General features: G+C 35.6%; 22 protein-coding genes and 1 tRNA gene. 12 read left to right on the top strand and 11 right to left on the bottom strand.

The annotated features are described in order from the left end of the window. The first annotated feature begins 25 nt into the window (after positions 1-25). Positions 26-2047 carry a DUF3857 domain-containing protein gene (locus H560_RS0120495; RefSeq protein WP_027381702.1) on the top strand — a complete coding sequence of 674 codons (2022 nt, stop codon included), beginning with the start codon at positions 26-28 and terminating at the stop codon, positions 2045-2047. A 162-nt stretch (positions 2048-2209) separates the two neighbouring features. Here the strand turns inward: H560_RS0120495 and H560_RS0120490 are convergent, their stop codons facing one another. After that, a complete protein-coding gene (locus H560_RS0120490) occupies positions 2210-2545 on the bottom strand; it encodes a DUF962 domain-containing protein (protein WP_027381701.1) in 336 nt (111 codons plus the stop codon). A gap of 119 nt (positions 2546-2664) precedes the next feature. Beyond that, entirely contained in the window at positions 2665-4335 is a 1671-nt protein-coding gene (locus H560_RS0120485) for an APC family permease (protein WP_027381700.1), read from the bottom strand. A 252-nt stretch (positions 4336-4587) separates the two neighbouring features. Between H560_RS0120485 and H560_RS0120480 the strand changes: the two genes are divergently transcribed. The 4 genes from H560_RS0120480 (at position 4588) to H560_RS0120465 (ending at position 10213) form a co-directional block, all read left to right on the top strand. Further along, on the top strand, positions 4588-7551 hold the full coding sequence (locus tag H560_RS0120480) for a tetratricopeptide repeat protein (protein WP_027381699.1): 2964 nt from the start codon (positions 4588-4590) through the stop codon (positions 7549-7551). A gap of 67 nt (positions 7552-7618) precedes the next feature. After that, positions 7619-9376, top strand: a complete 1758-nt coding sequence (locus H560_RS0120475; protein ID WP_027381698.1) for a TonB-dependent receptor — start codon at positions 7619-7621, stop codon at positions 9374-9376. Between the two features lie 73 nt (positions 9377-9449). Beyond that, positions 9450-9521, top strand: a tRNA-Arg gene (locus H560_RS0120470). A gap of 209 nt (positions 9522-9730) precedes the next feature. Then, on the top strand, positions 9731-10213 hold the full coding sequence (locus H560_RS0120465) for a hypothetical protein (protein WP_027381697.1): 483 nt from the start codon (positions 9731-9733) through the stop codon (positions 10211-10213). Between the two features lie 6 nt (positions 10214-10219). On the opposite strand, the gene H560_RS23515 is transcribed toward H560_RS0120465, so the two are convergent. Continuing rightward, a complete protein-coding gene (locus H560_RS23515) occupies positions 10220-10378 on the bottom strand; it encodes a hypothetical protein (protein ID WP_228372514.1) in 159 nt (52 codons plus the stop codon). Between the two features lie 89 nt (positions 10379-10467). Here H560_RS23515 and H560_RS23070 point away from each other — a divergent pair, with 89 nt between their 5' ends. Further along, entirely contained in the window at positions 10468-10608 is a 141-nt protein-coding gene (locus tag H560_RS23070; protein ID WP_155845061.1) for a hypothetical protein, read from the top strand. A 43-nt stretch (positions 10609-10651) separates the two neighbouring features. Here the strand turns inward: H560_RS23070 and H560_RS22625 are convergent, their stop codons facing one another. Continuing rightward, entirely contained in the window at positions 10652-10867 is a 216-nt protein-coding gene (locus H560_RS22625) for a hypothetical protein (RefSeq protein WP_051289414.1), read from the bottom strand. On the opposite strand from H560_RS22625, the gene H560_RS22620 reads away from it, so the two are divergent. Next, positions 10839-11474, top strand: a complete 636-nt coding sequence (locus H560_RS22620; RefSeq protein WP_155845060.1) for a hypothetical protein — start codon at positions 10839-10841, stop codon at positions 11472-11474. The genes H560_RS22625 and H560_RS22620 overlap by 29 nt on opposite strands. Next, positions 11471-11905, top strand: coding sequence for a hypothetical protein (locus tag H560_RS22150; protein WP_027381696.1), 435 nt, complete (start codon positions 11471-11473; stop codon positions 11903-11905). Before H560_RS22620 ends, H560_RS22150 begins: the two co-directional genes overlap by 4 nt. 130 nt (positions 11906-12035) lie before the next feature. Here H560_RS22150 and H560_RS0120445 read toward each other — a convergent pair whose 3' ends face one another. From H560_RS0120445 to H560_RS0120425, 5 genes are all read right to left on the bottom strand, one after another. Continuing rightward, positions 12036-12986 carry a hypothetical protein gene (locus H560_RS0120445; RefSeq protein ID WP_027381695.1) on the bottom strand — a complete coding sequence of 317 codons (951 nt, stop codon included), beginning with the start codon at positions 12984-12986 and terminating at the stop codon, positions 12036-12038. Between the two features lie 85 nt (positions 12987-13071). Continuing rightward, positions 13072-14421 (bottom strand): MBOAT family O-acyltransferase, encoded by a 1350-nt coding sequence (locus H560_RS22145; RefSeq protein WP_051289412.1) that lies wholly within the window; start codon positions 14419-14421, stop codon positions 13072-13074. A gap of 8 nt (positions 14422-14429) precedes the next feature. Next, the gene (locus tag H560_RS0120435) at positions 14430-14666 is read right to left on the bottom strand and encodes an acyl carrier protein (RefSeq protein WP_027381694.1); all 237 of its coding nucleotides are present in this window, start codon (positions 14664-14666) and stop codon (positions 14430-14432) included. Further along, a complete protein-coding gene (locus H560_RS22140; RefSeq protein ID WP_051289411.1) occupies positions 14620-16395 on the bottom strand; it encodes an HAD-IIIC family phosphatase in 1776 nt (591 codons plus the stop codon). Before H560_RS22140 ends, H560_RS0120435 begins: the two co-directional genes overlap by 47 nt. A 369-nt stretch (positions 16396-16764) precedes the next feature. Beyond that, positions 16765-17145 carry a VOC family protein gene (locus tag H560_RS0120425; protein WP_027381693.1) on the bottom strand — a complete coding sequence of 127 codons (381 nt, stop codon included), beginning with the start codon at positions 17143-17145 and terminating at the stop codon, positions 16765-16767. A 257-nt stretch (positions 17146-17402) separates the two neighbouring features. On the opposite strand from H560_RS0120425, the gene H560_RS0120420 reads away from it, so the two are divergent. Both H560_RS0120420 and H560_RS0120415 read left to right on the top strand, forming a co-directional pair. Beyond that, positions 17403-17579 carry a histone H1 gene (locus tag H560_RS0120420; protein WP_027381692.1) on the top strand — a complete coding sequence of 59 codons (177 nt, stop codon included), beginning with the start codon at positions 17403-17405 and terminating at the stop codon, positions 17577-17579. Between the two features lie 182 nt (positions 17580-17761). Continuing rightward, positions 17762-19348, top strand: a complete 1587-nt coding sequence (locus H560_RS0120415; RefSeq protein WP_027381691.1) for a right-handed parallel beta-helix repeat-containing protein — start codon at positions 17762-17764, stop codon at positions 19346-19348. 56 nt (positions 19349-19404) lie between these two features. Here the strand turns inward: H560_RS0120415 and H560_RS0120410 are convergent, their stop codons facing one another. Next, positions 19405-21528 carry a Tex family protein gene (locus tag H560_RS0120410; RefSeq protein WP_027381690.1) on the bottom strand — a complete coding sequence of 708 codons (2124 nt, stop codon included), beginning with the start codon at positions 21526-21528 and terminating at the stop codon, positions 19405-19407. Between the two features lie 219 nt (positions 21529-21747). Between H560_RS0120410 and H560_RS0120405 the strand changes: the two genes are divergently transcribed. After that, positions 21748-22425 carry a YceI family protein gene (locus tag H560_RS0120405; protein ID WP_027381689.1) on the top strand — a complete coding sequence of 226 codons (678 nt, stop codon included), beginning with the start codon at positions 21748-21750 and terminating at the stop codon, positions 22423-22425. Positions 22426-22486: 61 nt separating this feature from the next. Here H560_RS0120405 and H560_RS0120400 read toward each other — a convergent pair whose 3' ends face one another. Beyond that, positions 22487-22843: a hypothetical protein gene (locus tag H560_RS0120400; RefSeq protein ID WP_027381688.1), complete on the bottom strand. Its 357-nt coding sequence runs from the start codon at positions 22841-22843 to the stop codon at positions 22487-22489. 64 nt (positions 22844-22907) lie between these two features. Between H560_RS0120400 and H560_RS0120395 the strand changes: the two genes are divergently transcribed. Next, positions 22908-23174 (top strand): DUF1294 domain-containing protein, encoded by a 267-nt coding sequence (locus tag H560_RS0120395; RefSeq protein ID WP_034753408.1) that lies wholly within the window; start codon positions 22908-22910, stop codon positions 23172-23174. Positions 23175-23319 lie beyond the last annotated feature (145 nt).

The raw sequence follows: 23319 nt of genomic DNA, 5'->3' as shown, positions 1-23319 counted from the left end.
ATAAACATTAATAACGAAATAAAGTATGGATAATCAAGTAGAGGCGGAAAATTATAAAATTGAAAAAACTTCGTCGTGGGCTGGGAATATTGAGGATTTTGAGCTTATAGAAAGAATAAAAGATTCCGATTTTGCAAAAAAACAGATCAGTGAAGGAAGAGATTACTGCTATTTTTTAGATAAAAAATACTACACCAGCAATACAGAAAACAACGAATATGTCTGCATGGCTTACACTCTCAATGAACCTTCAAACCTTGAAAGAGCTTCGGTGATGGACATTGTGGTGGAAGAAAATGAGGTGTATAATATTCACAGAATCAGTGTTTTAAGGGATGGGGTTTTGGTAGATAAAATTCCGGATATGAAAATTAAAGTGCTGGACAGTGAAAACCAAAGCAGCGGAGGTATCTTAAGCAGCAATAAGAAGATTAATATTACCATTAAAGATTTACGCCTTAATGATATTTTGATTTTGGAAGATTCCAGAGTAAAAGCTTTTACAGACCGTGATTTTTTAAGGAAAGAATTCTCAAAATATGTGTGGGTAAGTCCCGATAATTATTGGGCTTACGGAAGCTACAAATTTACTTTCATCAATGACCGGGAGCAAACGATTGCCTACAAGAAAACGTTCTTCAGAAATGAGAATGGAGATGTTTTGGAACCGGAAGTTCATTATTTGAATAAAGGAGAAAAGTTTGTTTTTGAAGAAAAAAATTACATTAATCCGGTAGATGCCAACCGTGAGATTTTCCCATACATAGACTTCGCCACAGAAAGCAGCTGGAAGGAACTTTCGAACTATATTGCTCCTATTTACGAAGAAATTTTCAACAAAGCTTCTTTGCCTGAATATGCACCAAACCTGGTAGAAAAATTAGACTTAATTTCTGATCTGGATGAAAAAATTCAGTTTGCAATAGAATATGTTCAGAATAATATTTACTATATTTTTAATGCTGATGAAATGAATGGTCACAAACCGCAGGAGCCTTCCATTACTTATGAGAACAAGCAGGGCGACTGTAAAGCGAAATCTGTTTTGCTGAAGGTAATTCTTGATTATATTGGGGTAGATTCTTCTATTGTTCTGGTGAATTTCCACACAGATTTTTATATTAAATATTATTTGCCTTCTTTGCTTACATTCAATCATGTTATTGTTAAAATCAGGCATAATGGTGAAGAATATTTCGTGGATGCCACAATCCGAGATGAATTTGGGCTGCTTGAAAACCGTGGCTTTATCTATTTCATGCATTATCTTGAAGTAAGGCCTGATCAGGAACTGAAGGAAAGAAAACCTTACAAATATCCTTATTTCTGTATTGATGAAAAGGTGGAATTTAATGCTCAAAATTCTACGGGAAAGCTGGTTTTGACCACAACCTACAAAGGAAACCGGGCAAATGCGATGCGAAGATATTTTAAAAATACCAACAAAAGGGAAGTGGTGGACAGCTGGAATAATTTCCTTTTTTACAGCCTGAACTACTCGAATGACAGGAATGGAACGGATATCAGGAATATCTTTAAAGACGCTGTAATAGACATTATAAGTGATGATAAAAAGCTGAATGAGTTTAAGATTCAGTATCAGTCCACGGTTGAAAATCCATATTATACTGATCCAAGAAATAACAGATTCCTAATGTATTTTGACCGAAACGTAGTGAAAGCCAGCGCGCGGGATTTTATTCATAAGGATCTTCCTTTCTGGCATAATTTCGATAGTGAAAAGTATGAAATCAACCTTTATACGGATCAAAAAATTGATACGGATGAAAAATATACCGCGCAGGAAAGCTCAATCAAAAACCCGTATTTTGATTTTACCAGCCGTAAAAAAATCACCAAAAACGGAGCGACGGTTTACATCGAATTTAATCCATTAGTTAATCTTGAGATTCCGAAGGATGAGTTCGAAACCTTCAGGTCTAATCATCATACTATTGCCGACAGTAACTTTGGTCTGGGAATAGACATCATAGAACCGGGATTGATGAATATGCTTAAATTTAATTTTAAAAAACGATTTAAGTAATTTTGGTTTGTGTTTAAAGTTTATTGTTTAAACTTTGAATTGAGGATAAAGTTTCGGCGGGTTTGCTTTGCAAACCCGCCGAAACTTTTTTATAATAATCTTGTTTGGATTTTAGAGTAAGCCCTAAATTTTAAACTCAAAATCTTAAACCTTAAACAGTCCTCATTCCACTGGTTTTTGCTTTGGAATCCCGGTAAATTTCTGCTTGCCGATCAGTAATTCAAAAAATAACCTGAAATCTGATATCAAAGACCAAAGCGGATATTTAAAAGTAGCAGGTTTATTCTTTTCAATTACTGCATGGCTGAACCAGGCAAATCCATAGCCGAAAATCGGAATGTACCATAAAAATCTTTCTTTCCCGGAGCTGATAACATATCCTATAACCACAAAGACAAGCAAAGTTCCTATAAAATGAAAAATCCTTGTCCCCATTTTACTGTGCTCGGTTAAATAAAACTGGTAAAATTCTTTGAATGTTTTTATTCTTTCTGACATGGCGTGTATTAGTTAAGTTATTAAAAAGTTAAGCAATAATTTCGCCAAAGTTTAACCAAAATAAAAAAGACAAAACTGCGGTTAACAATTTTGCCTTTCTATATTAAAAATAATATTTCTTATGATTTTCCGAGCTTACTGTTTCTGTAGCCGTAACAGAAATAGATTACCAGTCCTACTGCAAACCATAACCCAAACCAGAACCAGTTTTCATGGCTCATTCCGGTAAGAAGGTATAAGCATGAGCTTAATCCTATTAAAGGAATTAATGAAAGGTTTTTAATAAAAGTTACGATACATAGAACGAGATTAATTAAAATAAAAAAGAACATTGAAGCTCTGAATTCGCCTTCATCAGCATCTTTCCAGTCCATTAAATTATGGAAAAAGTCAGGCTGCCAGAAATAGAAAAATACCAATCCGCCGATAAAAATAAGAGGAAAAATAAATTTACCATTAATATAAGGAAGGTGGAATCTTCCCTTGATCTTTTCTTTGGCAGGAAGCATCAAAACCCCGGCGCAAACAAGCACGAAAGCGAAAATAGTCCCGATACTCGTAAAATCAAGGATGAATGTTTTATCTGTAAATAAAATGGGAATTCCTACAACGATACCTGTGATAATAGTAGCAAATGAAGGAGTTTTGTATTTTGGATGGACCTCCTGGAATTTCTTTGGCATCAGTCCGTCACGGCTCATGGCATACCATATTCTCGGCTGCCCCATCTGGAAAACCAATAATACGGTAGTAATCGCTACAATTGCCACAAAAGAAACAACAAGCTCCATCCAGGCTACATTTGCATTAGTTTTTTCGAAAATAAAGGAAAGAGGATCTCCCACACCATCGAACTTTCTGTAATCAACCATTCCGGTTAACACTAAGGTTAACGCAATATAAATGAATGTACACAGAACCAAAGAAATAATCATCCCTTTCGGCAGTGTTTTCTGAGGATCTTTTGTTTCTTCGGAAAGGACGCTTAATGCATCAAAACCTATATAAGCAAAGAAAACTCCGGAAACGGCACTCATCACTCCGGCAAAGCCATTCGGCATGAAAGAAGCGACCTGAGTTTCTGGGTTTACGGGCGTCCAGTTATCTGTATTAATGTAAGCAAAACCAACTAATATTACTAAAACAATAACAGCCAGCTTTAGAATCACCAGTGAATTGTTAAAGTTTTTACTTTCCTTAACACCAATATAGCATAACCAGGTAATTAACCCGTTGATAACCAAAGCCGGGATATCAACAATGAATTTCAGGTTACCGATCAGTGGAGCGTTGTTCCAAGCGTTAAGCAGCTCCATGTTTTCAGAACCGTTTCTGAAAGCTTTTTTAGCTTCGGTGTAACTGCAGGTTAAGTAATCGGGAATATGCATTCCGAGGCGTTCCAGAAAGCTGGTGAAATAGTCTGACCAGGAGAAAGCTACATATATATTTCCGAAGGAGTATTCCATAATCAGCGCCCAGCCGATAATCCAGGCGATTAATTCACCAAAACTGGCATATGCATAAGTGTAAGCTGAGCCGGCAGTAGGAATTCTACTGGCAAATTCTGCATAGCAAAGTGCCGTAAAACCACATGCAAAACCGCAGATCAAATATAGTAAAATAACACCGGGACCCCCTCTGAAAACGGCTTCTCCCAAACTGCTGAAGCTTCCTGCACCAATAATCGCCGCAATACCAAAAAATACAATATCCCAAACACCTAAAACCCTCAATAGATGGGTAGATGTATCTGTTTCTGAATAGTTTTTCCTTCTAAAAAGTTGATTCATTCAATGTCTATATTTGATTTGAAAAAAACAAATGTAATTATTTCTGCTAAATAATTAATATTTTCTTAAAATTTCTTAGAAGAAAGTTAATAACTATTAAAAAATAATCCACATACTAACAATATGTTAAAAGGCTTGTATATACAATATCTTTTCGATATTTTCGTTGATAAATTGTGGATAAATTCCACCCTAAAATTTAAAATATACAGACCATCATTTCAAGGCCTAAACATTTTAAAATTTAAATTAATGAGCTCAAAAAAAATACTTCTAGCGACTGCCGTCCTGTATTTCGGAATCTCCGATGCACAACAGTCACAATACTTTACCCAACAGGAAGATTACAGGTTTAACCTGGCTGAAAATCTTTACCAGACCAAAATATACAACGCCTCCCAGTTCGAGTATGCCAGACAATATTTTTATAACCAGAATTTGTCCAGGTCAAGAAAGGAAGCTGCGCAGTTTTTTGATAACGTAATAGGGGTGATTCTTCAGAAAAATCATGCCGAAGAAGGGTTAACCGCTTTCATGAAAGAATACCCTAATTCTGCTTATTTTGCTCAGGCTAATCTTCCTCTGGCAGATTATTATTTAGCAAAAAAAGATTTTGAAAAAGCATTGGAAACTTTAAAAAAGGTTAACCAATATCAGCTTTCAAAAGAAGAAAATACCCAGTACATCCTGAAATTAGGATATGCGAAATTCATGATGGGGGACTCCAAAGGGGCTACTGATGCGCTGGAAGAAGCTTATAAAACGGCAGATGAGTCTCAAAAAGGAGATATTGCTTATATGCTGGGACATTTATATTATTCTAACAGGCAGAATGACAAAGCTTTCCAGTATTTTGATTCTGTAAAAGACCAGCCGAAATATTCAAAACTGGTGCGTCCGTACTATGTGCAGATGTATTACAATGATAAGGATTATGACAAGGCGATTACGGAAGGAAATGCTTTGCTTAACGAAGATATTTCCGATGCTTATAAAGCTGAAGTCCACAAGATCATCGGTGAAAGTTATTTCATGAAAGGTGATTATACTTCTGCTTATCCACACTTAAAAGATTACCTGAGCGTTCAGCAGAATCCGTCTGAAAATGACCTTTATGAAATGGGATTTGTGGCTGCTCAGCTTAAAAAATATGATGAAGCGGTTTCTTATTATAACCAATTGTTAAACAGCAATTCGGCATTGGCTCAAAATGCTTACTACCAGCTTGGAAATGCTTATCTGGCGGTCGATAAAAAGCAGGAAGCTTTATCTGCTTTCCGCTCGTCTTACCAGATGAATTATGATCCAAAGGTTAAAAAACTGGCGCATGAGCAATATGCAAAGTTAAGCTACGATATCGGAAACCCGTTTGAGAGTGCTTCAACGGTAATTCAGAATTATATTAATGAAAACCCGAATGATGCCAACGGTGCAGAAATGAGGTCTCTTTTGGTGAAATCTTACTTGTATTCAGGAAATTACAAGGAAACCTTAAACGCGATCGACAGGCTTCAAAATTCCAGTCCTGACATTGATAAAGTAGATCAGGAAGTATCTTATTTACTGGGAACAGAAGAATTCAACAAAGGAAATTATGATGAAGCAGAACAGTATTTTTTGAGAAGCTTAGGATTTAATATTAATAAAGAATTCAATAACAGGGCATTATACTGGCTGGGACAGGTATATTACCAGAAAGGAAACTATCCTTCTGCTATTGTACGTTATGAAAAACTGCTTAACGAAAATTTCCCTGAAAAGCAGCAGTTACCTTATGATTTAGGGTATGCTTATTTTAAATCAAAGAAATTTGATCAGTCGGAAACTTATTTTAAGCAATATTTAACCAATCCAAAACCTGAGTTTAAAAATGATGCGGAACTTCGTCTGGCAGATATTAATTATGCTAATAATAATCTGAACGAAGCCATCGCTATTTATGACAAAAATGAGGATGCAACGGATTATACCTTATATCAGAAAGCTATGGCTTTAGGGTTTAAAGGGGATACTCAGGCAAAAATTACCAACCTTAAGAATCTTTTATCAAAATACCCGGGCTCCGATTATTACGATGATGCTCAATACGAAATCGGAACGGCGTATGCAGCGCAGGATGATTTTAATAATTCTAATGATTTCTTTAATAAAGTTATTAAAACTTCGTCTGATAAAGACCTTGTGGCCAATGCTTCAATTTACAGAGCTCAGAATTACATTGATCAGAACCAAAGCGATAAAGCATTGTCTGAGCTGAAAACTCTTGGTGATCAGTACAAAAACACTGCTTATGCGGAGAAAATTGTTCAGGCCGCTAAACCGATTTTTACTAAAAATGGTGATGTAGCCGGATATGAAAGTTTTGCAAAAAGTATTGGTGTAAATGTAGATGCTGCGGAAATTGATGAGATTAATCTGTCAACAGCAAAACAATATTTCACCAAGAAAGACTATAAAAGCGCCATTTCTTATTACGAAAGATATTTAACTCAAAATCCTACCGGAGAAGGGCTTTATCAGGCAAAATATGAGCTTGGTGAGAGTTATTACCAGACAAAAGATACCACTAAAGCCTTGCTTGTTCTACAGGAAATTGCTAATGTTCCAAATGATTATCAGGATGATGCACAGACCCGCTTAGCTCAGATTTATATTGCGCAGGGTGACAATGCGGAAGCCAGAAAATACCTTGAAAACATTAAAAATTCTTCTAATGTAAATGTTAAAAACTACGCCAATGTAGAATTAATGAAGCTGTATGCAGATGAAAAGAATTTCTCTGAAGCTGAAAAACTGGCTGATGCCGTAATTGCTAATAACAAAAATTCTGCAGCAGTTATTGAAACCGCAAAAGTAATCAAAGCAAGAAGCCTGATGAATTCCGGGAAAGATAAGGATGCCCAGACAGCATATACATCTCTTGAAAAGTCATCCAATACTTCGGTTGCGGCTGAGGCGCTGTATGCAAAAGCATATTATCAAAATAAAGGGAAAGCTTTCAAATCATCCAATGAAACCATCTTCAAGCTGGCCAATAACTATGCTTCAGAAGAGTATTGGGGTGCAAAAGCGCTTGTTCTGATGGCGAAAAATTATGTTGGTTTAAAAGATAATTACCAAGCAAGCTATACCTGCGATCAGATCATTGAAAACTATAAGGATTTTCCTGAAATTGTAGCGGAAGCAAAAGAGGTTAAAAAATCGATTAAAAAGTAAAAGTAGTAAAAGATAGCAGGATCCGGGACTTAGGGTTTAGGAGGTGCTGCATAAATATTGATAAATTATGATGAAATATATTCTTCCAATCATATTCTTAGGAATTTCGTCGGTAGCGTTTTCCCAGATCAAAGAAGAAAAGCTGATTCTCAACAAAAAAAGAGAACCGGAAGTGAAAAAAATCGAAAAGAAAAAAACTTCCGTGGAGACCATCAAAAATTATCCGCCGGAAGAAAAATCCCAGAATCCTGTAAAATACAACATTACAGACGTTCCTGCGGTTTCAGATTTTAAAACTTCCACTATTCAGGGGCAGGATGTTACTCCGAAATTTGAGGGTTCGGCTCAGAATAATTACATCCAGTTCGGAATGGGTAATTATGGGAAGATTGTAGGTAATGCCAATATTTCGAAAACACTTGAAAATAAGATTGAAGTGGGTGCAGACGCTCATTTTCTTTCTACTCAGGGCTTGAAAAAAGAGTATCCGTGGGATTCCAAACAGAGTTCAACAAAGCTTGGTGCTTTTCTTAATTCTTACGGAGATAAGGGTAAGTTTAATTTAAATGCTGAATATGGCTTAGACAGCTATAATTATTACGGTATTTATGCTTTACAGCCGGAGGATGCGGATCTGGATCAGAGGGTTAACCAGTTTAAAGCAAATGGATATTATGATTTTTATTCCAATAATATTTTAAATGATGTAAGGGTAAAATCTTCATTCTTAAAAGACCATTTTGATGCCCGTGAAAATCAGGTTTCCGTATTGGCTAATTTATCAAAACATGCTGTAGAAATTGGGAAATCCGGGATCAATCTTAACGCTGATTTAGGTGTAGGCCTGGAAGCTGTGAAAAGTGAATTTACAATCAGAGATAAAAATACCTCTAATTTTGTCAATATGAGCCTGGCTCCGAAAGTGACATTCAGAAAAGGGGATACTTATTTAATGCTTGGTTCATCATTTTCATTCCTGAACTCAAAAAATCAGAATGACCTGATGGCTGAGCAGATGAAAAATAATAAAACGTACTGGTTTCCACAGGCTGAATTTCAGCTTGCCGCTGCCAACGGATTTAAATTTTACGGTGGAGTGGACGGTGGTTTAAAGCTGAATACATATTCAGATTTATTACAGCAGAACCCATTCATAGTTTCAGACCAGTATCTGAAGCCTACTGAAACTAAATATCACTTTTATGTAGGTTTAAGAGGAGATATTGAAGAAACATTCAAATATGATGTTTCTGCCGGATATGGGAAAATGAGGGATATTATGTTCTTTAAAGCTAACGGATTATTCGATAATAATTATACGCTTAACCGTTCTGCTTACAACTTTGCAAATACTTTCTCTGCGGTTTACGATAATGGAAATGTAGGAGATATTAAAGGAAGCTTACAGTATTTTCCGTTGGCTAATTTAGTTTTGGATGCAGAAGTGAAGTTTATGAAATTTGATTTGGATAATTACGAGCATATCTACAATGTACCTTTATTCACCGCGAATATAGGGGCAAAATATACCATGCTTGATCAGAAATTATTGTTAGGTTTTAAAGGGATTTTTGCCAGCGACAGAACTACGAATTCTTTTGCTATTGAAGGAGTTGGAAGCCCTATGTTATACCAGTCTACGGAAGATACAGATGATAAAGTTGGGGGATATGCAGATTTAAATCTTTCCGCAGAGTATAAAATTCACAAAAATTTCAGTATTTTCGCGCTCGGAAATAATCTTTTAAGCTCAAAATACCAGACGTACAAAGGATATAAAGTTCTTGGTGCGCAGATTGTAGGAGGAGTAAAGATTACTTTCTAGGTAGCAGATGACAGAAAATAGGCAAGCGGGTATTACACCTCATACCTTAACCTTTTACCTGCAACCAAACCAAGGCTGCATAGTTTAATGGATAGAACTTCGGATTTCGGCTCCGACAGTGAGGGTTCGAATCCTTCTGCGGCCACTTAAAGAGACAACTATTAAGTTGTCTCTTTTTTTATTCTATGGTCCAATTTTTAGAATTGGATTTTTACAGCCATTAAAAATACTAAATTATGAGAATAATATACTGAATCCTTGTGTCTTATATAGCATCTATTAAATATTGTTAATTTTTAACAGATATGTAATGCATAATGATTACATTTGAAATAATTAATAACCCACTATATAATGAAAAAAACAGGTTTGGCAATTTTTTTGCTTTTATTCGGAATAATCACAGCTCAATCCGGAAACATTGGAGTGAATACTCCCGCCCCAGGCTCCACACTAGACATTAACGGATCTCTGGCCGCACAGTACAAAGCAGTTTCAGCTTCCACTTATACAATGGTAAGCTCTGATTTTTATGTCGCATACACCGGAACTGCAAATTCTGTCTTTACTTTACCTACGTCTATAGCTGGTACTGGAAACTTTAAAGGTAGAATGTATACCGTTAAAAATAACTCAGCCTTTACTGTTACCATAAATGCAGTAACTCCGGAAACCATCAACGGAAATGCCGGCATAACTTTACCAGCAGGCCAAAGTGTTGAATTAATAAGTACAGGGCTTACAGGCGCTGCTTCCACATGGGAACTTTCTGGTTTCAGGTCTAGTGCTTTCCCATTAACAACAGCCAGCAATGGTCTTAATGCCGTAGGAAAGTAATCTGGCTTATACTACTGCTAATGCAGGAGCATTTACACTGCAAAATATAAAAGACGGCGGAACATATACATTATCTGTACGTGGTGCAGTAGCTGGTACTTCTACCTTTACAGCAACCGGATTTACTGTTAGGTATATCAACAACCGCTCAACAGTAGCTAGCACTCATACACTGTACACCCTTGTTGCAATAGGTACGGTTATTTATGTTTATATAGCAACAGCTGTTTAATTTAAATATAAATAGTTAACAAATGAATGCTAATATAAAAAAGCTTCTTTCCATATTCCTATTGGGAGGAATGGCAGCACAGGGTAATGGGCAGGCCGTAGGCACACCCTATATTCCCATGATAGATATTCCTTCAGCTTTCTTTACGGAGGTAACGGGGTAGATGGCCCAAGAACCAATGCGCTGTCTCTGGCGGCGGATGGAGGTTATTTTGGAGTAGGAGAAGCAACATCATCCGTTAACGGAGATGTAACCGGAACGAATGGAGGTAACAGGGATAACTGGGTAGTAAAATGGAACACGACAGGCAAAATAGTCTGGCAGAGGCTTGTTGGCGGAAACGGATTAGAATTAGGAACCGCCATTACAGCAACACCGGATGGAGGATGTATTGTGGTAACCAGATCCGGATCCAACAACATACCAGGCACCACTTTTCATGGAGGACAGACTGATTTATTAGCTGCCAAATTGGATGCTGCAGGGAATATTCAGTGGCAAAGACTTGTTGGGGGATCAGGAAATGATGAGGGTAGTAAAGTGGTCATTGCTTCGGATGGTGGATATATAATTTGTGGTGTTTCTTATTCAGTAGATGGTGACCTTACCGGAATACCAAAATATACAGGTGGAGCATTCGGAACTGATGCATGGCTGCTAAAACTCAATACAGACGGGACTATAGCGTGGCAAAAAAGATATGGCGGTACAGATGAAGATTCTTTTGGAAATGTTATCCCTACAAATGATGGAGGATATTTAGTTACAGGTACTACAAGCTCAGAAGCAGTTGGTGACTTTACAGGATTACCGGTCTTTGCAGGACCAAATCCTTTTGTAATGAAAACAGATATCTCAGGAAACAGGCTATGGATAAAACGTTTTGGCGTTTCTGCAGCAGCCAATCCTTTATTAGATGCACGCCAGACTTCGGACAATGGATATATTTTTGCCATCAGGACGGCAGCTTCAAATACAGGTTCTTTAACGGGAATTGCAGGGTTGGGGGCAACGATTTTTGGATTATGAAACTTGATACAAATGGGAACTTTAAAAATCAAAAGGTATTTGGTGGAACCGGCTCAGATATACCTTTGCCTATTAACCAGACTTCTGACGGAGGTTATATTGTTTCAGGAGGATCTGCCTCATCCAACACAGGTACTTTAACAGGAGTTATATCTCATGGGGGAAATGACAGTTGGGTTTTCAAACTGGATGCTTCATTAAATTTAGTTCAGCAAAAATTGTATGGAGGTAACGGTAACGAAGGTAGTACAGGAGCTTACCTTTTACCAATAATTAATGAAAATGCTTATCTCTTATTAAGTGATTCCGGTTCATCCAATAATGGCGATGTAACAGATCTGAACCATGCCGCGGGAACAGGAGACTATTGGCTTTTGAAGCTATTACCTTCCGGAGACATACTCTGGACTCCTGATGTCGGACAACGATAATTCCTATTTAATCCCTCATTACAAACACTGGGCATACTATTGACTCTATTCTAAAAACACATGAGGCTGTCACATTTCTTGACAGCCTCACTTATTTCAACTATTACATTAACAAAAAAATAAAGTTGCTTTAAAAGGCAGCCGCATTTTTTACAATATCTTCGGCAACTGCTTTTGAAAACCTGTCCATTGATGCTGGTTCTAGATGCACCTCATCGGTCCATATATAGCTGTTTGGAGTATTATTGTAGTTGATATAATTTATTTTTTCGTGGGAGCAAATGGTAGCAATCCGTCTGTCAAAATCAGGAAATACACTGTTTTCTATAGAGTAAGGCGCTTTATTTATAGGCATTCTTATGACAATGACTTCTCCGTGATGTTTTAGAAACTTTATGGTTTTAATAAGATAAGAGAGCCTGTTTTCAGATATTTTAAGGCCTTCCATTTTTGTTCTCAATTCTTCCATTTTCCTGGCATTAGTTATTTTTTGTATCTCAGGAGGGATGCGTTTTACTATTTTGCCATCTACTTTACCGTTGTCTAAAATTTTAACTTCTGCAATTACATTTTTTGGAGGCCGTATCATTTTATTAAGTTCATTGGTAATGGAAAAATCGTAGCTTTCTACTAAATATTCTATGTTAGGGTTGATAGAGACCATTGATGTTCTGGCCACGGATTTATCATTTTCAATGTAATATTCCGGGCTGTCCGGCAGTTTTTTATCTACCATGACTGCGGATGGTTCTACGGTTACTATAAACAAACCGTCTTTTGTGCCGGGTTTTATTTTTTTACTGATAGATTCCAGATATTTAGGACCAAAGGGAGAATGGGCCCAGGTAAAGGAATAATTGTACAGTCTGACATCGGGAAATTTTTTACGGACAATATTATCAATAAGCTGCGGGTTCATTGATGCTGCTCTGGAACTTCCTAAAATTAAAGAATTTTGTTGTGGAGATGTGAATCTTTTGTAAAAATCATCCGTATTAATCCCGGTAAGATAAACAGCAAAACAAACTATTGAAAATGGAAGTACCGAAAAAGCGATTAATTTTAAAATAGAATTTTTCATATCTAAAATTGTGCATATATAAACCCTTTCGGGGCAATGTAAAATAAGAAGATCAGAAACACTAATACGTAATAAAATCCCCACCTTAAAACGATTGTTTACCCGTAAAAAGGTCTTTGATGGCATATTCCTTATCTCTCTGAGTCCATTCTATAAGCATCATGAAAAGAATAAGCAAAACAATCTCTTTCTGAATAGCATAGTTGGGCAGCTGAAAAAAAGACAGTGAAAAAATGCCTTTATAATAATTTAATGCCATTTCCATGTCTTTGACAAAGAAAAGGATTATGAGCAGGGAAAAAAGTACAAACGTAAGAGGGATATTAATCAATTCATTTTTTGTAGGAATAATGCTGTTTGACGGTTTTATTTTTTTATTCATTTTCCCTTTTAAGATCAATGGAATAAACATAATACCGCTTACCAGCCCATGAACAATATAATGCCACTCCGCGCCGTGCCAGAAGCCAACGACTAAAAAATTAATGATAATAGCCATTATAAGACCATATTTGTCATAATCCCTGAAACGGATTGATAACGGAGTAAATACATATTCTGTAAGCCATGAAGTAAGGGAAATATGCCATCTTCTCCAATAATCGGCGACATTTTGTGCAAAAAGCGGGTAATTGAAATTGGGCTGTATTTTTATTCCCAGTAATTTTGAAATTCCGACAGCCATATCTGTATAGCCGGAAAAATCTGCGTACAGCTGGATAAAATACAATGCTGCTCCTATAAAAAGTGCACTCCCGTTTAAGGTTTGATATGTCTCAAATAACGGCGATGTAATGGTATTAATATTATCTGCAACCACAAGTTTTTTGAACAATCCCCACAATATCAGCCTGAGGCCGTCTGTAAACTGCCGGGAAGAAAATTCCCTTTTTGTTTTTAAATTATTAAGAAAAGGTGCAGCCTTGTCAATGGGCCCCGCAATAATACACGGGAAAAAAGCCACAAAAACCGAATAATCCAGTAATGAAGGGATTTCCTTGAGCTTATTGTTTTTAATATCCAGAAGATAGCCAATCATCCTGAATGAATAAAAGCTGATCCCGATCGGAAATATTATTTTCAATATATTTAATTGATCTTTCAATCCAAAAATTTTCAGAAGGTCATTAAAGTTTTCTATAAAAAAATTGAAATACTTAAAATATAAAAGCTGTATCAGGACTGAAAAAATCCCCAGTCTTACCCAGTTTGTCTTCGTTTTACCTTCATTGTTTTTTATCTTATTTCCGATAAAATACGTGATACCTGTTGATAGAACAATCAGCAATAAAAACTGTGGGCTCCAGCTACAATAAAATATATAGCTTCCAATAAGAAGAAAAATATTCTGCAGCTTTAAGTTTTTAGCTAAAAGATAGTAGCAAAAGAAGAGTAACGTGAAAAAAGCAATAAAATTATATGAATTGAGAAGCATTTAAAAACCTATTTGGATTTTATGGATTCTGCCAGCTCTCCTACATTATTCCAACTTTGGATTTCTGATGAAGTGAAGCGTATTTTAAAAGCTTTTTCTATGGCTACAATAAGCTGGATATGCGAAAGCGAATCCCATTCTTCAATATCTTCTGCGGTAGTTTCCGTACTAAGATTGATGTCTTCATTATCGAGCTCTTCACGAAAGATTCCTGTTAGTTTTGATAAAATTTCTTCTGTTGTCATTGTTTTGTTTTTTAATTATATAGACTTGTTTTGGTTCATAATTTTCTACATCCAGTATCCATTGGTTTTCATTGGGAGTAAATCCTAATTTTTTGTAATGATCTTCCACCATTTGGTTTTTAGCAGTGGGAATGTATTCTCCTACAATATATTTGAAGCCATTTTCTTTTGCCGTTTCTACAATTGTATTAAGAGTAAAATCTTCCATGCCCCTTTTCAGTACCCTGCAGCTCATCAGCCAGGTATCGATAAAAAGGGTGTCGGGATTTTTTTTCTCTAAGACGATCACACAGATCAGTCCGTTATCGCCATATTTATCCTTTAAGGTAAAAGATAGGGTATGATGATTTTGTGAGTGTATCAGATGATCAACATCCTGCTCCGTATATCGTACTGTTCTTAAATTAAACTGATTGGAACGCTGGGTAAGCTGCGAAATTCTCGGTTTTGAAAAATTATTAAATGGCTGAACATCAGAAGTCATTTCCATGCTTTTCAGGAAATCATCCACATTGGTAAAGCTTTCCAGCGCAATTGTCCTTTGAGCTTCCACCTGATATTGCTTTGTTCTTTCCGCATCATTTTCAGAAACACTGGCGGTTTCAAAAAGATTTAAGCCATAAAGATATTCCAGGTAATCTGCAGGGTCTTCCGGCAGCTCGGGAACACATACTTCCGGCAGGTTTTCCCTCACAATATTTCTTTCGAATGGATTATCATCCAAAAAGACCATGGAATCAAAACCGATATTAAGAATACTCTGTATTTTCCGTATGTTATCAGCTTTATTTTCCCAATTGGCCACAAATACAGCAATGTCATCAAGCCGGATTACCATATCAGGGTGTTTTTCAAAAGGTTCTTTTGCTTTATCCTCATCATTTTTACTGCATACAGCGAGGATAATGCCTCTTTTTTGAAGGGCTTTTATCCAATACTGAAATTCTGAAAACGCCTTCCCGATACCCAGATTTCCCACCTGTATTTTCTCAAGACCGTCATCACCAATAATTCCTCCCCATATGGTATTGTCCAGATCAAGGATCAGGCATTTTTTAAATTTTCCTTCAATAGAAGAAATAATTGCCGTAATATCCCTTGCTACAACTGGCAGAGCATCAATGGACAGCACCATTTCGGTATTGATATAAATATTGGGCGAGAACATAAAATCTCTACCCCATTTATTCTGAATTGAAACAAGATCAGCAACATACAGGCTGCTGTTTTTAACCGCTAATTCTGAAAGTAGATAATTTATTTTAGTCTGCTGAAATACAAAAGAAGATTCCACCTTATTAGAAAAATTACCAAAAATCTGGTTATTGATGGAAGGAAAATTACAATAGATAACTTTACTTTTTGTTCTGCTTTGAATACTGTTGTAAAGCTCCTGGATCTGATTGATCTTGTTTTCCCCGAAACAGACAGGAGCATCAGATTTATAATATTGGTTTAATAATTTATGAGAAGATTCAAAAATGACGGTATAATCTGCTTCAAAGCTGTAATAGTCTGAGGCAGGATCAAAAATCTGTCTGGATATCTGCCCGAACTCCGCTTCAAAGATTTCAAAATAAAACCCTTCATGGATGGCAGTACCTTTTAATGCAACATTCAGGAACTGTGTTGCGGTATCTCCCAGTAAGGCAATTTTTATTTTCTTTAATTTTAAACTTTGAGAATTTTTTGATACGGTTTTCTTTAATTCCGAAAAAGTTTTATGCATATAAATGGATTTAAGTAATCCCTAGCTTTTCAATTAAAGCAGTGATTGATATTAAAATTAATTTGAGAAAAAATAAACAAAAGTAAAGTGTTTTATAGTCTATGCGCGTAGTTTGCATGTTCTGTTTTTTTTCATCAATAATGTTTTACTATGCAAAGGTAATCAAATTTTGAACAATTTATCAAATTTTAATATTATGCCGTGTTTTTTAGGTAATAATAGTTATTAAGTTGTTTTTGTTTAATTTTTATTTAAAATTTAGGTATTTAATTAATGAATAATGAAACTTTATAAAAAATATTTTAAAAGATTTTTCGTATAAAAAAATCGCCCTGAAATAAGGCGATTCAAAATGTAATTTATATTATTTTATTTCGAGACAGGAGTGAAAAAATTAATAAGATTTCCATCCGGGTCTCTGAATAACAGCGACTTGTTTCCCCAAGGCATTATTGTTGGTTCCTGAACAATAGATGAGGATATGAGACCTTTTATCTGCATAAATTCCTGATCTACATTTTCAACAGCAAATTCTATTATCAGGCTGCGGTTTTTTGCCGGTTGTGCCGTACTTTCTCCACCAAAAAACTGCAGGGTATTGGTACTTCCAATGGCAATTGTAATGGTTGATGTCCGTAGCTCTGCAAAATCCGGAGTGTAGCGTATGGCCTGAATACCTGTTATTTCTTCATAAAATTGTATTAACTGTTCAATTTGTGCGGTTATAATACGAACTGATGCTAAATTCATTTTTTTAATATTTAAAATTATTAACAAAAATAATGCAGCTTAATGACAAGAGCCTGTCAGTAGGCCTGTATTATATTTGAAAAGGTTATGATGCTGTATTTATAGTTAATTTAAAACAAAATTGGATTCTTTATGGCCGAAATTTGTTGCACTTTTGGTAACTGGATAAATTATTTATTAATTATTATAAACTTTTTCCCTGAAAGTTGGCTGGAATCCCCATAAAACATATATTTGCAGCCTAAATTTTATAAATAATGAAAGAACTAATTGAAAAAATCAACGCAGAATTTGAAGCTTTCACTACTGAAGCAAACCAACAAGCAGAAAAAGGAAACAAAGCAGCTGGAACAAGAGCACGTAAAGCAGCTTTAGAACTTAGCAAATTGTTCAAAGACTTTAGAAAAGTTTCCGTTGAAGAATCTAAAAAATAATAAGTAGCCGGCCGTTAAAGCCGGCTATTTTTATTTATAGCATAGAAGCATCCATTAACTTATTGGATGCTTTTGTTTTTAAGTTTAATTTTTTATACGTCGAGTTTTGGCGTAATGATCCTATATTTTTGTTTTAATAGAAAGCCGGGAGAGTTTTCTAAATAATAATTAAAACAAAGAATATGATTTACACAAACGATTTTTTTCAGCCAGGAAGTATTTTTCCAAATGATGACGTAGTACAGTTGGTGGACAGCTACACTTATGAGAATGTTATTTATAAAAAAACAACTGTAGGGGTTCCTCCAAGTGGAAATGGTGATGGAGCCATTTATAGAAAAAAAGGAAATGACTTTTATAAAAGGCAATGGACAGGATATGTTAATATTTTATGGTGGGGAATAGGTGATGCTTCTTTTGCTGCTACTGATGTTACCTCCAAAATACAAACAGCATTAACGTTGGGGTATGATATTTTTTTTGATGAAATATCAATTCAGATAAATGACCAGTTATTTGTGCAAGATAACCAAAAGCTATTTTCTAAAGGATGTATCATTAAACAATTAGGCATTGAAAAACCTATTTTTAACTGTGAGTATAGGAGTAATATATCCATTACCGGGTTTAAGCTGGAGGGGCTTGGTACAAATTACAGTCCTACTTCAAGCTCAGAAGCTGTGGGAGTTTTATGTTTTGGAGCACAAAATCTTACTGTTGAAAATAATAGTTTCAAAGATTTTACGTATTCTGCTGTTTCAGGACTAAGGGATGTTAATCATTTTACTTTTAAATATAATAAGGTAGAAAACTCTTTTGATGATGCGTGGGCTGCAAATACAAGTGAAAGCCCTTTTGGAAGAAAAGACAATACAGGAATTACCGTGGGTGGCAAAAATATAACAATATTTAAAAATAGCTTTAAAAATTCATCCCAGGGAATCATTATTGCAGAAGATTCAGAGTTTGTCTCTGTTACTGATAATGATATTGAAAATACAATCTTGGAACACGGTATGTATCTGGATGTAGGAATTTCTAATCTTACAGTATCTGAAAATAGAATTAGAAATACAAAAAAAATGGGCATTAAATTGCAGAATCAAGATGCTTCCTATACAGTAAATTATACTTGTAAAAATGTAGTTATCTCAAATAATATAATTGACAATACCGGTGGAGGCGGAGACGGTATTTTGATCATTAATACAACAACCGGGATTCTAATTGCAAAAAATGTTGTTGTTAATGGAAATGTTATTAGAAATGCAGGTCAGCATGGTATCAATATCCGGAATGTAGACGGGGCAATTGTATCTAATAATATGATCAATAATATTGAATTTTGTGGCATTTATTTATCACATACTACAACTTGTGAAGTTTCAAATAACATTATTAAGTCTACCAAAGAAAATGGGATTTTAATAGAATCAGACAATAATTTCTTGAATATAAATTTTAATATTATTGAAAACCCGGGTATAAAAAATACAGGCAACGAAGGACTATTAACAGGTATAAAAATATCTGAAGTTAATAACGTGGAAATAGCTATAAAGCATAATAAAATAAGATCTAATGACGGTTTTATGAGATGGGGTGTTTTTGTAGAAGGTGGAGCAGGGCAGACTACTTATGAAATAGAAAATAATACAGTTTTAAACCCTCAGTATATTGATTTTAGGTTTATAGATGGAACTAAGCCGCTAAGATTTCTGAGAAATAACTATAAAAACATAGAAAATTCTCCTGGACAACAATCATAATTGAATTTTATATAAAATAATCCCTGTCAGAAATGGCAGGGATTATTTATTGTATCTTACAAAATCATACTCAATTGCACTCTCTTCCTGGCCTCATCCACATCCGTCACTTTTACCTGAACGTGCTGATGCAGTTTTACCACTTCGTTCACATCAGAAACAAAGCCGTCTTTCAACTGAGAAATATGTACCAATCCACTTTCTTTAATTCCCAGATCTACGAAACATCCGAAGGCTGTAATATTATTCACAATTCCAGGCAATATCATTCCTATTTTTAAGTCGGTAATCTTTTTTACATGAGGGTCAAATTCGAAAACTTTTGCTGCTTTTCTTGGATCCAGTCCCGGCTTTTCAAGCTCTTTTAAAATATCTTTGATACTTAAAATCCCGATATCTTCTGTAATATATTTTTCTGGCTGTATTAAAGCAATTTTTTCTTTATTAGCTATTAGTTCATTAGTTTTTATACCAAGATCTTTAGCCATTTTTTCAACAATACCGTAGGCTTCAGGATGAACTGCAGAATTGTCAAGCGGATTTTTAGCATTATTGATTCTTACAAATGCCGCAGCCTGCTGGAAAGCCTTTTCGCCAAGCCTGGGAACCTTTTTTAGTTGCTTTCTGTCTTCAAAGGCACCATTTTCTGTTCGGTAATTGATGATGTTTTCGGCCATCTTTTCGCCAATTCCGGAAACATAACTTAAAAGGGACTTACTTGCTGTATTTAAATTAATTCCTACAGAATTCACACATTTCATTACCGTAGAATCCAGTTCATTTTTAAGCTGTGTCTGGTCTACATCATGCTGATATTGTCCGACTCCGATGGATTTTGGATCAATTTTTACTAGCTCCGCCAGCGGGTCAGACAGTCTTCGGCCGATAGAAACTGCTCCACGGACAGTCACGTCGTAGCTGGGGAATTCATCTCTTGCAATTTTACTTGCTGAGTAGACGGATGCACCGGCTTCCGAAACCACAAAAACCTGAAGCGGCTTATCAAAAGCAATTTTTTTAATAAAAAACTCCGTTTCACGGCTTGCAGTACCGTTTCCGATGGATATGGCCTCAATATTATAAGCATTCACCATAGAACGGATTTTTTTCATTGCCATGCCCGTTTCATTTTGCGGGGCGTGCGGATAGATAGTTTCATTATGCAGTAAATCACCTTTTTCATCGAGGCAGACTACTTTACATCCGCTTCTGTATCCGGGATCAATGGCCAGAATTCTCTTTTCTCCCAACGGAGGGGCAAGCAATAATTGGGTTAAGTTTTCGGAGAATATTTCGATGGCTTTTTTGTCGGCCTTTTCTTTGGCTTCCTGTAAAGTTTCATTTGAAATGGCGGGTTCCAGTAATCTTTTGTAGCTGTCTTTTATGGCTAATGAAATTTGTTCTGCGGATTCGTTATTTGATTTAATGATTGCGTTTTCAATAAAATCAACAGCCTCTTCTTTATCAATTCCTACATTGATTTTCACAAAACCTTCGGCTTCAGCTCTCAACATGGCCAAAAGCCTGTGGGAAGGGGTTCTGTTGAGGTTTTCTTCCCATTCGAAATATTGGGAAAACTTTTGTGCGTCTTCCTCATCTTTTTTAGATTTCACCACTTTTGAGGTTACCACAGCTTTACGCTGGAACAAACGGCGAAGGTTTTTTCTGACGTACATATTTTCATTGATCCACTCGGCCATGATATCCCTTGCTCCCTGCAGGGCCTCTTCTTCAGAATCTACTTTGTCGTTGATATATTTTGAAGCTAAAAATTGTATGTCCTGGGCTTTCTGGCTCATGATAATCTTGGCCAGAGGCTCCAGCCCTTTTTCTTTAGCGGCATCTGCTTTGGTTTTCTTTCTTTTTTTGAATGGTAAATAAAGATCTTCAAGTTCTTGAATATCAAAACTTTCCTCTATTCTTTGTTTGAATTCAGGTGTTAAAGCATTTTGTTCTTCAACAGATTTTAAAATCGTTTCTTTTCTCTTTACGATGTCTTCAAACTGCTTACTGATTTTCGAAATTTGTTCGATCTGGGTTTCGTCAAGGTTCCCTGTTTTGTCTTTCCTGTACCTTGAAATAAAAGGAATTGTACAATCTTCTGATAACAATTGAAGGGTTGCATTAATGCTTTTTTCTGATATATTGAGGGTCTGCTGGATATAGTTTGTAACGTTCATCGTAAGTTTTAAACGGCTAAAATAGGTAATTTTAAAATTCATTAAAATACCTGTGCCATCATCTTTTTCCCATTTTGAAGTTAAACAATTTTCTTGATGTATGATAAGGGTACTGGAAATGAGGTTTTCTATTTTTGACATCAGAAGATTTGGATTAAAATATTTATCTTTAAAATCCGTTAAATCATCAGAAAAATAAACTTAAACAATTAAAATAATATGAAAAAACTTAGTGTAATTGCATTAGTAGGAGTAGGTTTGCTTGCAGCATCTTGTAACAAGGAAAAAGCGGCTGAGAACGCTGCAACGGCTCAGGAACAGACGGTTGCCGAAAGTAAAGGAGAAATGCTTGCTGTAGATACGGTGGCATCTAAAGTGAACTGGAAGGCTTTCCACAAAGGTGGAATGGCACCTCGTTGGGGAACACTTAATGTAAAATCAGGAGATCTTAGCGTAGAAGGCGGTCAGGTGACGGCTGGTAATTTCGTGATCGATATGAATTCCATTAAAGTAGATCCGGCATCTGTAACGGAAAAAGACAAAAAACCGGCAGATCTTGAAGCGCACCTTAAAAATCCTGACTTCTTTGATACGGCTAAAAATCCAACTTCAGATTTCAAAATTACAAGCGTTACAGATTTGAAGGAAGCACCTAAAGATGCTGTAGCCGGAGCAAATAAAACAGTAAGCGGAAATCTTACATTATCCGGAAAAACAATGAACGTTACTTTCCCGGCAAAAGTGGATGTGGTGGAAAATTCTGCTTCTATCCAGGCTAAATTTACAGTAAACAGGGCAGATTGGGGAATCAAATTCGGGACTTCCGAAGCAGATCCTGCGGAATGGATGATCAGTAAAGACATCGAAATCGCTGTGGATGTAAAGGCAAAAAAATAATTAATTGCTAGATAATTTAATCTTGGGCTGCCTTTTTAAGGCAGCTTTTTTTTAAAAAAACTCAATTCAAAAACCCGGAATTCTGAATCCGGACACAATACTCACTTCCCAAAAATAAGGGATTACCATGTTTTTCAGACCAGAACCCGTCCAGTACATCTTTATTTAAGCAGCGGTATATAGCAACACCTTTATAAATCTTCTGATCATTACCTTCGTAATTAAAATTAATTACTAAAATCTCATCTTTATAAAATCCTGTACCGTTCTGAATGTGATCACCAATCATCCATTGAGCGATGATTCGGTTGTTTTCATCTACAGTTAAAGTCAATAAACCATGATAAGAAATATGGTCATTTTCTTCCTGATTGCTGCCCTGGACCGAATAGTTTCCCGCGAGATCGTGTACTGTCATTGATTTTACTATTGATGACAAAATTAAAAAATCTGTAACAATATTTTGTATTAGATTTGCGGTAATGACTTATTTACTAATCATAATCAATCTTGTATGCTTCATTGTTTTCGGTTTTGATAAAAAACGTGCGGTGAAGCACCAGAAAAGAATTTCTGAAAAAACTTTGTTGGCGGTCACTTTTTTAGGCGGTACAATAGGCGCTGTTTTTGGAATGATCATTTTCAGACATAAAATTTCAAAAGCCTCATTTTTAATAAAGTTTGGAGTAATAGTTTTAATTCAGATCATCATTTTTTATTTTTTTGAAGAATACAGCTCTTATTTATGATTAAAATTGAATCATTTCCACCTGATTTTATCTCAAAATGATAGCATAAAATATTCACTTTTAATAAATTATGAATGTCATAGGTTTAACTTTCTCATTATGAATTTGTTAATTAATAAAACTTCTTGATGAGTTTTTCATTAAA

The sequence above is a fragment of the Chryseobacterium daeguense DSM 19388 genome (genome assembly GCF_000430825.1).
GTDB lineage: Bacteria > Bacteroidota > Bacteroidia > Flavobacteriales > Weeksellaceae > Chryseobacterium > Chryseobacterium daeguense.
Note: the sequence above shows the minus strand (reverse complement) of the source record. Positions and strands in the feature narration are given on the sequence as shown.

Coding starts and splice junctions, on each gene's coding strand:
- H560_RS0120445 (WP_027381695.1), bottom strand. CDS start 12,986: ATGAAAAATTCTATTTTAAAATTAATCGCTTTTTCGGTACTTCCATTT.
- H560_RS0120395 (WP_034753408.1), top strand. CDS start 22,908: ATGACTTATTTACTAATCATAATCAATCTTGTATGCTTCATTGTTTTC.
- H560_RS0120410 (WP_027381690.1), bottom strand. CDS start 21,528: ATGAACGTTACAAACTATATCCAGCAGACCCTCAATATATCAGAAAAA.
- H560_RS0120490 (WP_027381701.1), bottom strand. CDS start 2,545: ATGTCAGAAAGAATAAAAACATTCAAAGAATTTTACCAGTTTTATTTA.
- H560_RS0120435 (WP_027381694.1), bottom strand. CDS start 14,666: ATGACAACAGAAGAAATTTTATCAAAACTAACAGGAATCTTTCGTGAA.
- H560_RS0120495 (WP_027381702.1), top strand. CDS start 26: ATGGATAATCAAGTAGAGGCGGAAAATTATAAAATTGAAAAAACTTCG.
- H560_RS0120405 (WP_027381689.1), top strand. CDS start 21,748: ATGAAAAAACTTAGTGTAATTGCATTAGTAGGAGTAGGTTTGCTTGCA.
- H560_RS22150 (WP_027381696.1), top strand. CDS start 11,471: ATGAAACTTGATACAAATGGGAACTTTAAAAATCAAAAGGTATTTGGT.
- H560_RS0120415 (WP_027381691.1), top strand. CDS start 17,762: ATGATTTACACAAACGATTTTTTTCAGCCAGGAAGTATTTTTCCAAAT.
- H560_RS0120425 (WP_027381693.1), bottom strand. CDS start 17,145: ATGAATTTAGCATCAGTTCGTATTATAACCGCACAAATTGAACAGTTA.
- H560_RS0120465 (WP_027381697.1), top strand. CDS start 9,731: ATGAAAAAAACAGGTTTGGCAATTTTTTTGCTTTTATTCGGAATAATC.
- H560_RS0120400 (WP_027381688.1), bottom strand. CDS start 22,843: ATGACAGTACACGATCTCGCGGGAAACTATTCGGTCCAGGGCAGCAAT.
- H560_RS22140 (WP_051289411.1), bottom strand. CDS start 16,395: ATGCATAAAACTTTTTCGGAATTAAAGAAAACCGTATCAAAAAATTCT.
- H560_RS0120475 (WP_027381698.1), top strand. CDS start 7,619: ATGATGAAATATATTCTTCCAATCATATTCTTAGGAATTTCGTCGGTA.
- H560_RS22625 (WP_051289414.1), bottom strand. CDS start 10,867: ATGTTGTTGGATCCGGATCTGGTTACCACAATACATCCTCCATCCGGT.
- H560_RS23070 (WP_155845061.1), top strand. CDS start 10,468: ATGAATGCTAATATAAAAAAGCTTCTTTCCATATTCCTATTGGGAGGA.
- H560_RS22145 (WP_051289412.1), bottom strand. CDS start 14,421: ATGCTTCTCAATTCATATAATTTTATTGCTTTTTTCACGTTACTCTTC.
- H560_RS0120485 (WP_027381700.1), bottom strand. CDS start 4,335: ATGAATCAACTTTTTAGAAGGAAAAACTATTCAGAAACAGATACATCT.
- H560_RS0120480 (WP_027381699.1), top strand. CDS start 4,588: ATGAGCTCAAAAAAAATACTTCTAGCGACTGCCGTCCTGTATTTCGGA.
- H560_RS0120420 (WP_027381692.1), top strand. CDS start 17,403: ATGAAAGAACTAATTGAAAAAATCAACGCAGAATTTGAAGCTTTCACT.